This window comes from Mycobacterium sp. E1386 (assembly GCF_001672745.1).
GTDB lineage: Bacteria > Actinomycetota > Actinomycetes > Mycobacteriales > Mycobacteriaceae > Mycobacterium.
This window is the reverse complement of sequence record NZ_LZKH01000239.1, coordinates 21,827-31,062: the sequence shown is the minus strand read 5'-3', so window position 1 is coordinate 31,062 and position 9,236 is coordinate 21,827. Positions and strand designations below refer to the sequence as shown.

At 68.2% G+C, this 9,236-nt stretch carries 9 protein-coding genes; 6 read left to right on the top strand and 3 right to left on the bottom strand.

What is annotated here, in order from left to right; translation table 11 throughout:
• Window positions 1–8: 8 nt before the first annotated feature.
• Window positions 9–884, bottom strand: coding sequence for an MBL fold metallo-hydrolase (locus tag A5709_RS24725; protein WP_231987069.1), 876 nt, complete (start codon window positions 882–884; stop codon window positions 9–11).
• A gap of 50 nt (window positions 885–934) precedes the next feature.
• Window positions 935–1,381, bottom strand: coding sequence for a PPOX class F420-dependent oxidoreductase (locus A5709_RS24720; RefSeq protein ID WP_068123222.1), 447 nt, complete (start codon window positions 1,379–1,381; stop codon window positions 935–937).
• Window positions 1,382–1,436: 55 nt separating this feature from the next.
• On the opposite strand from A5709_RS24720, the gene A5709_RS24715 reads away from it, so the two are divergent.
• Genes A5709_RS24715 through A5709_RS24700 form a run of 4 tightly spaced genes read left to right on the top strand, consistent with a single transcriptional unit; the run spans window position 1,437 to window position 6,096 of the window.
• Window positions 1,437–1,826, top strand: coding sequence for a helix-turn-helix domain-containing protein (locus tag A5709_RS24715; protein ID WP_066953289.1), 390 nt, complete (start codon window positions 1,437–1,439; stop codon window positions 1,824–1,826).
• Between the two features lie 14 nt (window positions 1,827–1,840).
• On the top strand, window positions 1,841–2,320 hold the full coding sequence (locus A5709_RS24710; RefSeq protein WP_082974366.1) for a VOC family protein: 480 nt from the start codon (window positions 1,841–1,843) through the stop codon (window positions 2,318–2,320).
• Window positions 2,321–2,380: 60 nt separating this feature from the next.
• The gene (gene fadD11, locus A5709_RS24705; protein ID WP_068123219.1) at window positions 2,381–4,207 is read left to right on the top strand and encodes a fatty acid--CoA ligase FadD11; all 1,827 of its coding nucleotides are present in this window, start codon (window positions 2,381–2,383) and stop codon (window positions 4,205–4,207) included.
• Complete coding sequence (locus tag A5709_RS24700) at window positions 4,204–6,096, top strand: lysophospholipid acyltransferase (RefSeq protein WP_067948034.1); 1,893 nt, start codon at window positions 4,204–4,206, stop codon at window positions 6,094–6,096. Before fadD11 ends, A5709_RS24700 begins: the two co-directional genes overlap by 4 nt.
• 19 nt (window positions 6,097–6,115) lie before the next feature.
• On the opposite strand, the gene A5709_RS24695 is transcribed toward A5709_RS24700, so the two are convergent.
• On the bottom strand, window positions 6,116–7,201 hold the full coding sequence (locus A5709_RS24695; protein WP_067948036.1) for a diguanylate cyclase: 1,086 nt from the start codon (window positions 7,199–7,201) through the stop codon (window positions 6,116–6,118).
• Window positions 7,202–7,365: 164 nt separating this feature from the next.
• Here A5709_RS24695 and A5709_RS24690 point away from each other — a divergent pair, with 164 nt between their 5' ends.
• On the top strand, window positions 7,366–7,884 hold the full coding sequence (locus A5709_RS24690; RefSeq protein ID WP_067948088.1) for a phenolic acid decarboxylase: 519 nt from the start codon (window positions 7,366–7,368) through the stop codon (window positions 7,882–7,884).
• Window positions 7,885–7,969: 85 nt separating this feature from the next.
• Window positions 7,970–9,217, top strand: coding sequence for an HNH endonuclease signature motif containing protein (locus A5709_RS24685; protein WP_068123216.1), 1,248 nt, complete (start codon window positions 7,970–7,972; stop codon window positions 9,215–9,217).
• Window positions 9,218–9,236: the final 19 nt, after the last annotated feature.

Here is a 9,236-nt window from a genome sequence, read left to right as displayed (position 1 = left end):
GCCGCGCGCTAGGCGGTCAACCCCAGCGCCGCCTGGTGGTCGTGGGTGGGAACGATCGTCACCGCATGCCGTGCCAGGTGCAGTCGCTGCAGCGTCCGGAAGGCTTCGTCGCGATCCTCGTCGACCAAAACGCCCGGATAGCTTGCCTTTTGGCGGACCTTCTCGATCTGCAGCCAGTGCCAGGCCGCGTCGCCGGCGATCAGGATCCAGCCGCGCCCGGTGTGGGCGAGCACTCCGACGCTGCCCGGGGTGTGGCCGGGCAGGTCGACAAGTAGGACGGACCGGTCCCCGAACAGGTCGCGGCTTCGGGCGAAGGTCAGCACCGGCGGCCCGTCCAGCTCGTAGTCGACCACGGGCCGTCCGCGCAGCGAATCGCGGACACCGCCGACGGGCGCGACGCGGCCGGACCCGATCCAGTCCCGTTCGGTGCGGTGCAGATGAACGGGCAGATCCGGCAGATCCAGCAACCCCGACACGTGATCCCAGTGCGCGTGGGTCGGCAAGGCGAAATCCAACGCCGGCGGCTCCGGCAGCCGGGTCAGGGCGGTGACCGTGGGAACGGTGTCGGCGGGCGGGCGGACCGCGACGCGCAGCACCGCGGGTAGTTGGGCGATCGCCCGCCGCTCCACGTCGCGGCACACGGCCGGGTCGACGATGAAGGTGGCGTCCGGATGGCTGACGACGAACGAGGTCATCGAGTTCCCGACGCGCCCGGGCGTGAATGTGCCCTCGACGATCGCCGCCGTCGGCACCGATCGCGGCACCTGGGGCAGCGCGGTCACCGTGACGGTGCGCCTGGGCTCGGGCAGCCCCGCGTCGGCGATGCTGCGCAGGAACCTCTGGTCGGGCCGTCGCGGACGCACCGCGCCCCAGGCCGATCCCATTGCAGCGGAGCAACATTGGCGCAGCGAGGGGGAGCGGACCGGGTCGTGCGTCATGGCACGTCCACCCGGACGATGACGCTGTCGGGCCACACGCCCCGGTCGCGCGCACGGCTCAGCTTCTCGCGGACGCACAGGTCTTGGTGGACGTTGGTGACGCCCGGGACCTTGATCAGCGGCACGATGTTCCACTGCCAGCCATACCGTTTGTGCAGGACGCGGTTGGCCCGCGCGGCGTCGTCGCCCGACAGGATCGTGGCGTGGCCCGCCACCGTCGTCGCGCCCGGACGGACCCGGCCGCGATGGTCGCACGCGGTGACCTCGACGTCGCGGCGCGTGGTCAACCGCCGGGTCTTCGGCCCCACCTTGGTGCGGAATACCAACGCGTCGCCATCCAGCCCGAACCAGATCGGGGTGTCGACGGGGGTGCCGTCGCGGCGGAACGATCGAAGCAGCGCGTAGCGTGCCGCGCCCAGCCCATTGAGTGGATGTGTGTGCATAAGATCAGTCAACGACTTAGAGTTGGCTCTAAGTCAAGCGTCGAAGGAGAGGCCGATGAGTCCACGGCTGACGATCGGCGAGGTGGCGCGCCAGGCCGGGGTCGCGGCGACAACGCTGCGTTACTACGAGCAGATCGGCTTGGTGCCGCCGCCCGGGCGGCTGGGCGGGCAGCGCCGCTACGACGATTCGGTGCTGGCCCGGCTCGAGGTGATCCGGCTCTGCAAGTCGGCCGGCTTCGCGCTGGAGGAGATCCAGCTGTTGTTCGCCGACGACGCACCGGGGCGGCCGGCGAGCCGCGCCCTGGCGGAGGCCAAGCTCGCCGAAATCGATGCCCAAATGGAGTCGCTGGCCCAGGCCCGGGCGGTCATCGAGTGGGGTATGCGCTGCACGTGTCCCTCAATTGATGCGTGTACCTGTGGAATTCATACCGCGTTGCCCGCCTGAGCAAAGGAGCTCCCGTGAGTCAGCCGCCCACCATCCCCGTGCAGAGCTTCTCCCATGTGTGCATCGGCGTCTCCGACATGGAGGCGTCGCTGGCCTTCTACACCGCGGTGCTGGGCATGGACGTCGTGTTCGACGTCGAGCTCGACGGCGCCGGCCTGGATGCGGTGACCGGTGGGGTGGCGCAGCGGGGGCGCATGGTCGGCGGGCTGATCGGCGCCGCCATGGTCGAGTTGCTATCGCTGGGCGCGGTCCCCGAGTGCCCGCGCGGGCCGCACCTGGGCTACACCAACGTCTCGTTCCGCGTGGACGACCTCGACGCCACCTTCGACGCCGTGCGGCGTGAGCACCCCGACGTCCGGGCCGAGCCGCCCGTCGACATCGGCGGGGTGCGGATGTTCTTCATCTACGACCCCGACGGCACCCCCATCGAACTGCTGGAGTTGCCCGCCGGCATATCGAGCACGCTGCAGCTCTGGCGCCCGGATCCAGCGTGATCCATTCCGCGTCCCCGATCACGGACGTACGCTCACGAAGGCAGAGCTGAGAGGACACCCATGACGACAGCCGAGCGCCCGGCCACCCTGTGCGAGGCATTCCAGCGCAGCGCGTCGACCGATCCGGACGCCGTCGCGCTCCGCACCCCCGGCGACACCCAAACCATGACGTGGAGCGAGCTCGCGGCGCAGGTGCGCAAGGTCACCGCCGGCCTGGCCGGCCTGGGCGTCCGGCGGGGCGACACCGTGTCACTGATGATGGCCAACCGCGTCGAGTTCTACCCCTTGGAGATCGGCGCCCAACACCTCGGCGCCACTTCGTTTTCGGTGTACAACACGCTGCCCGCCGAGCAGCTGACGTACCTGTTCGACAACGCGGGGACGAAGGTCGCGATCTGCGAGGAGCAGTACGTGGACCGCATCCGCGCCAGCGGCGCGCCCATCGAACACATCGTCTGCATCGACGGGTCACCGCCCGGCACCATTTCGCTGGACGGCCTGTACGCCGCGGCGCAGCCCGATTTCGACTTCGAGGCGACCTGGCGGGCGGTGCGGCCCGACGACGTCGTCACGCTCATCTATACCTCCGGGACCACCGGAAACCCCAAGGGCGTGGAGATGACCCACGCCCATCTGCTGTTCGAGGCGTATGCCCTCAACGCCGTCCTGCCGTCCCGGTTCGGTGACCGGGTCACGTCGTATCTGCCGACGGCGCACATCGCTGACCGGGTGATGGGTCTGTACGCCCTGGAAGTATTCGGCGCCCAGGTCACGGTCGTCTCCGATATCCGCGCCATCGCCGCCGCCCTGCCCGACGTGCGGCCCACGGTGTGGGGCGGGGTGCCGCGGGTGTGGGAAAAGCTCAAGGCCGGAATCGAATTCGCCGTCGCTAACGAAACGGACGAGGTCAAGCGTCAGGCCTTGCAGTGGGCGATGTCGGTGGCCGGCAAGCGCGCCGCCGCCCTGCTGGCCGGCGAGCAGATGCCGGACGAGCTGGCCGGCGAATGGGCCCAGGCCGACGAGTTGGTGCTGTCGAAGCTGCGCGAGCGGCTTGGCTTCGGCGAACTCCGTTGGGCGGTGTCCGGTGCGGCTCCGATCCCGAAGGAGACGCTGGCCTTCTTCCTCGGCATCGGCATTCCCATCGCCGAGGTCTGGGGGATGTCGGAGCTGAGCTGCGTCGCCGCGGTTAGCCATCCGCGCGACGCGCGCCTGGGCACCGTCGGCAAGCTGCTGCCCGGGCTCGAGGGCAGGATCGCCGACGACGGCGAATATCTGGTGCGCGGTCCGCTGGTGATGAAGGGCTACCGCAAGGAACCCGCCAAGACCGCGGAGGCCATCGACGCCGACGGCTGGCTGCACACCGGCGACATCATCGACGTCGACGACGAGGGCTACCTGAGGATCATCGACCGCAAGAAGGAGCTGATCATCAATGCCGCCGGAAAGAACATGTCGCCGGCCAACATTGAGAACACCGTGCTGGCGGCGTGTCCGATGGTCGGCGTGATGATCACGATCGGTGACGGGCGGCCGTACAACGCCGCGCTGATGGTCTTCGACGCCGAATCGGTCGGACCGTACGCGGCCCAGCACGGCCTGGCCGACGCGTCGCCCGCGGCCCTGGCGAGTCATCCTGAAGTCATCTCCCGGATCGCCGCGGGGGTGGCCGAGGGCAACGCCAAACTGTCACGGGTGGAACAGATCAAGCGTTTCCGGATACTACCCTCACTCTGGGAGCCCGGGGGAGACGAGATCACGCTGACCATGAAACTCAAGCGCAAGCCGATCATGGCGAAGTACGCGAGCGAGATCGAGGAGCTCTACGCGCCCGAACTACACCCGGACGTGCACGAGCCGTCGGCGGCCGCGACGGTGCAACCGGCATGAGCGGGGGACCGGGGGCGACCGCGCGCGAGTTCGGCCGGGTCGGCGTGCGAAAGCTGCTGCAGCGCACCGGCATTGTCGAGGAGTCGACGACACCACTGACGACCGACCCGGTGGAGGTCGTCCAGCTGCTGGCCGCCCCGTGGTATGACGAGCGGCTGAGTGGGCTGGCCGACGAGCTGGGTCGCGACCTGGCGAGCGTGCGCGCCGAGGCCGCCAGTTACCTGCGGGAGATGGCACCCTCGCTGGACGAGCGGGCGGTCAGGGCGTGGCGCAGCTTCAGTTGCTGGCTGATGCGGGCCTACGACGTGCTGGTCGACGAGGACCAGATCGCGCAGCTGCGCAAACTGGATCGCAAAGCCACTCTGGCGTTTGCCTTTTCGCATCGCTCCTACCTGGACGGTCTGCTGCTGCCGGAGGTGATCCAGGCCAACCGGCTCTCGGCCGCGCTCACCTTCGGCGGGGCGAACCTGAACTTCTTCCCGATGGGCGCCTGGGCCAAGCGCACCGGCACGATCTTCATCCGCCGTCAGACCAAAGACATTCCCGTGTACCGGTTCGTGCTGCGCGCCTACGCGGCGCAGCTGGTGCAGAACCACGCCAATCTCACCTGGTCGATCGAAGGCGGCCGCACCCGTACCGGCAAGCTGCGTCCCCCGGTGTATGGGATCCTGCGCTACATCAGCGACGCCGTCGACGAAATCGACGGCCCTGAAGTCTATTTGGTGCCCACCTCGATCGTGTACGACCAGCTGCACGAGGTCGAGGCCATGACCACCGAGGCCTACGGAGCCGCGAAACGGCCCGAGGACTTCCGTTTCCTGATCCGGCTGGCGCGGCAGCAGGGCGAGCGGCTGGGCCGCGCGTACCTGGACTTCGGCGAACCGCTGCCGCTGCGCAAGCGGCTCGAGGAGCTGCGCGCCGAGGAGTCCGGAACGGGCACCGAGATCGAACGCATCGCGCTGGACGTCGAGCACCGGATCAACCGCGCCACCCCGGTCACCCCCACCGCGGTGGTGAGCCTCGCGCTGCTCGGCGCCGACCGCTCGTTGTCCATCAGCGAGGTGCTGGCCACCGTGCGACCGTTGGCGAGCTACATCGCGGCCCGAAACTGGTGCGTGGCCGGCGCCGCCGACCTGACGAATCGCTCGACCATCCGTTGGACGCTGCATCAGCTCGTCGCCTCGGGCGTGGTCAGCGTGTACGACGCCGGCACCGAACCGGTTTGGGGCATCGGGGCAGACCAGCACCTGGTCGCGGCGTTCTACCGCAACACCGCCATCCACATCGTGGTCGATCGCGCCATCGCCGAGACGGCGTTGCTGGCGGCCATCGAAGACGCCGAGGCTTCGGTGGACGGGCTGGTGCAGCCGACACGCGTACGAGACGAGGCGCTGGCCCTGCGCGAGTTGCTGAAATTCGAGTTTCTCTTCTCCGCGCGTGCGCAATTCGAAAAGGAGCTCGCCGACGAAGTGCGCCTGCTCGGGCGGGTGGAAGACACGAGCAAGGCCGCCAGCGCGGCCGATGTGCGCGGGCTGCTGGAAAAGGCCGACCTGCTGTTGGCGCACCTGGTGTTGCGGCCGTTCCTGGACGCCTACCACATCGTCGCCGACCGGCTGGCCGCCTACGAGGACGAATCCTTCGACGAGAACGCCTTTCTCGCCGAGTGCCTCGAGGTCGGCAAGCAGTGGGAGCTGCAGCGCAGGATGGCAAGCGCCGAGTCGAGGTCGATGGAGCTGTTCAAGACCGCGCTGCGACTGGCCCGGCACCGCGAGCTGGTGGACGGCTTCGAGGACCTAGACATCGCGCGGCGGCGGCGCGAGTTCGCCGACGAGATCGCCACCGCCGTCCGGCGGGTCAACACCATCGCGGGCCTGGCCGGGGCGCGGTAAGCGGGGACCAGCGCGGCATTCAGCGCACCGGCGGCGTGGGAAGGTCGGCATGCCGAACCTGGTTCCCGCCAGCGCGTTTCGCCTCATACATCGCCAGGTCGGCCGCGTGCACCAGCCGTTCGATCACCTGCCGGTCGAGAACCTCGCTGCCGGTCGGGAGCCGGAAGCTGCTGACACCCACGCTGGCTGTCACGCCCCAGGGCGTCGCGGCAATGGCCGCGCGTACGGTTTCCGCCATTCGAAGCGCTTGCTCGGTGTCCATGGTCTGGGCGACCAGGAATTCCTCCCCGCCCACCCGGGCGATCAGTGTTCCCACGCTGCCGATTCGCCGCAGGTTGTCGGCTACGGCCACCAGGCTGCGGTCGCCCTCGGCGTGGCCGTAGGTGTCGTTGACCCGTTTGAAGTTGTCGAGATCGACCATCAAGACACTCAGGCATTGCGAGCGTCGGTCGGCGGCCGACATTTTCGACGCCGATCGGTAAAAGCCCCTCCGGTTGCGCAAGCCGGTTAGCGGATCGGTCGAGGACTTCAGGGCGTCGACCGACAGCCAGTGCACCAGTACCTGGCCGCAGAATGGCACCGCCAGGATGCCCGCGCTGAGCAACAGGAAGTTGGCCGCCGCCATCGACGCGTCACCGGACCAGGCGATTCGCGCGGCGCACACGGCCGCCGCACCCAGCGCGCTGCCGAGCGTGAAGACCAGCAGGCGCGCGGAGTGACAAAACGCGACATAGCCCGCGAGACCACCGAACGCGGCGCAACTCAGCATCCCGCTGCGTGGGTCGGCCTCGGTCACGCACGTGGCGGCGATGCCGAGTGTGCCCACTATCGAAAACACTTGTGATTCAATGCGCCCGGGCCAGCGCCGCACCCACACCATTGCCATGCCCGCCAGGAAGGCGACGAACGCCACCGCCAGGCCGCGCCCCACGGGTGTCTGCATACCCGAACGGCTGCCCAGCATCAGCAGCGTCGCCGCGGCCAGGATGGACAGGATGCCGACCATCAGGTAGCGGATGAATGGCTTCAATCCGCGTGCGCCGAGGTAGTCAGAGAACCAGTCGTAGTGGTCGGGCTGACGCCACCACACGCCGATCCAGTGCATCGCGAGGCCCCTCACCCGTACCTTCGCCGTATGGTACTTACCACCGACAGAATCGGGAGGCATTCAGAATTTCGGGCCGTCCCCGCCTGACCGCACTGGCGCTTCCGCGCATCGTGGGCACTGCCGACCCGTCCAACCAACCGGCCGCTGAACGGAATCTCACCATGACCACCGTCGACAATCCCATTCCGCCGCAGAACTTAACGGGCATCGTGGGGTGCCGGTTCATCTACACCTACGCCAACGGGTGGCGTTACGAGATGTATGTGAAGAACGAGCGCACGATCGACTACCGAATCCATTCCGGCCATGTCGGCGGACGGTGGGTCAAGGGCCAAGAGGTCGACCTGGTGGCGCTCGACGTCGACAGTTACAAGATCTCGTGGACCGAGCCCACGGGCACGTCGGTGGCCGTCAACGTCATGCCCGGCAAGCGGCGAATCCACGGCGTGATCTTCTTTCCCCAGTGGATCCGCCAGCACGGCGAGCGCACCGTGTGCTTCCAGAACGACCATCTCGAGGAGATGCGCGCCTACCGCGACGCGGGGCCGACCTACCCGATCTTCACCGTGCCCGAGTTCGCCTACATCACCCTGTTCGAGCGGGTGGGTGCCGACGACGAATCGGTGATCGATGTAGCCCCCGACCAGCTTCCACCGGGCTGGGCCGACCGCACCGATTGACAAAGTGGGGGGCGTCCGTGGGCCTGGCGGCACTCCACAAGTTTGGTAGCCGAGAGTTGTCGTACCCCTTTGCGATGATGAAGTCATGTCCTCGATCGCATCGCCTCCCGCGGTAGTCAGTCCCGCGGATCGTGTTGAGGTGTTGTTCGACGAGTTGGCGGAGTTGACCGGTCAGCGCAACGCGATCGATGGCCGCATCGTCGAAATCTTCGCGGAGCTGGATCGTGACGGGCTGTGCGGTCTCACGGGTGCGCGGTCGGTCGAGGCGTTGGTGGCCTGGAAGCTGGGCTGCTCGTCGTCGAACGCGCACACGATCGCCGATGTCGCGCGCCGACTCGAGGCGTTTCCGCGCTGCGCCCAGGGCATGCGGGAAGGTCGATTGTCGCTGGATCAAGTCGGGGTCATCGCGGCGCGGGCAAGTGACGGCTCTGATGAGCATTACGCGGAGTTGGCCAGGGTCGCCACGGTCAGCCAGCTGCGCACGGCGGTCAAGCTGGAACCGCGACCCGAATCCGATTCTCGCCCGCAACCGCTACCGTCGATCACCAAGACTTCCAGCGACGAGTTCACTTGTTGGAGGGTCAAACTCGCGCCCCTGGATGCGGCGAAGTTCGACGCGGCGCTGGCGTCTCACCGTGACGCGCTGGTCGCCGAGTGGAAGCGCGATCGCGGCGGTCCAGGCGTCACATCCGATGCCATGCCGCCGTTGCCGGGCACCCTTGAGGCGTTCATGCGCCTGGTCGAGTCGGGATGGGATGCCGAGGTGGCCCGCCGGCCGCACGGGCAGCACACCACGGTGGTCGTGCACGTCGATCTCGAGCAGCGCGCCGCGGAGCTGCATCTGGGTCCGCTGCTCACCGACGCCGAACGCCGATACCTGACCTGTGATGCCACGTGCGAGGTGTGGTTCGAACGCGACGGTGAGGTCATCGGCGCCGGCCGAGCGAGCCGCCAGATCAACCGGCGGCTTCGCCGCGCCCTCGAGCATCGGCACCCCACCTGCGTGGTTCCCGGCTGTGGCGCTACCCGCGGTCTGCACGCCCACCACATCCGGCATTGGGAAGACGGCGGCCCAACAGAGTTGGCCAACCTGGTGCTGGTATGTCCCTATCACCACCGGTTGCACCACCGCGGCGCCATCACGATCACCGGACCCGCCGACGATCTCGTCGTCTCCGACAGCTCGGGCCGGCCGCTCAGCGCGGGATCGCTTGCGCGTGCGCCCAGCCATGCCCCGCCCGACGTCCCGCCGTGCCCCGGGCCCACCGGCGAGCGCGCCGACTGGTGGTGGTACGAACCCTTCCAGCCGCAGCCGCCACCAAGCACCAACTAGATCTTCGTTAGCGGACCGA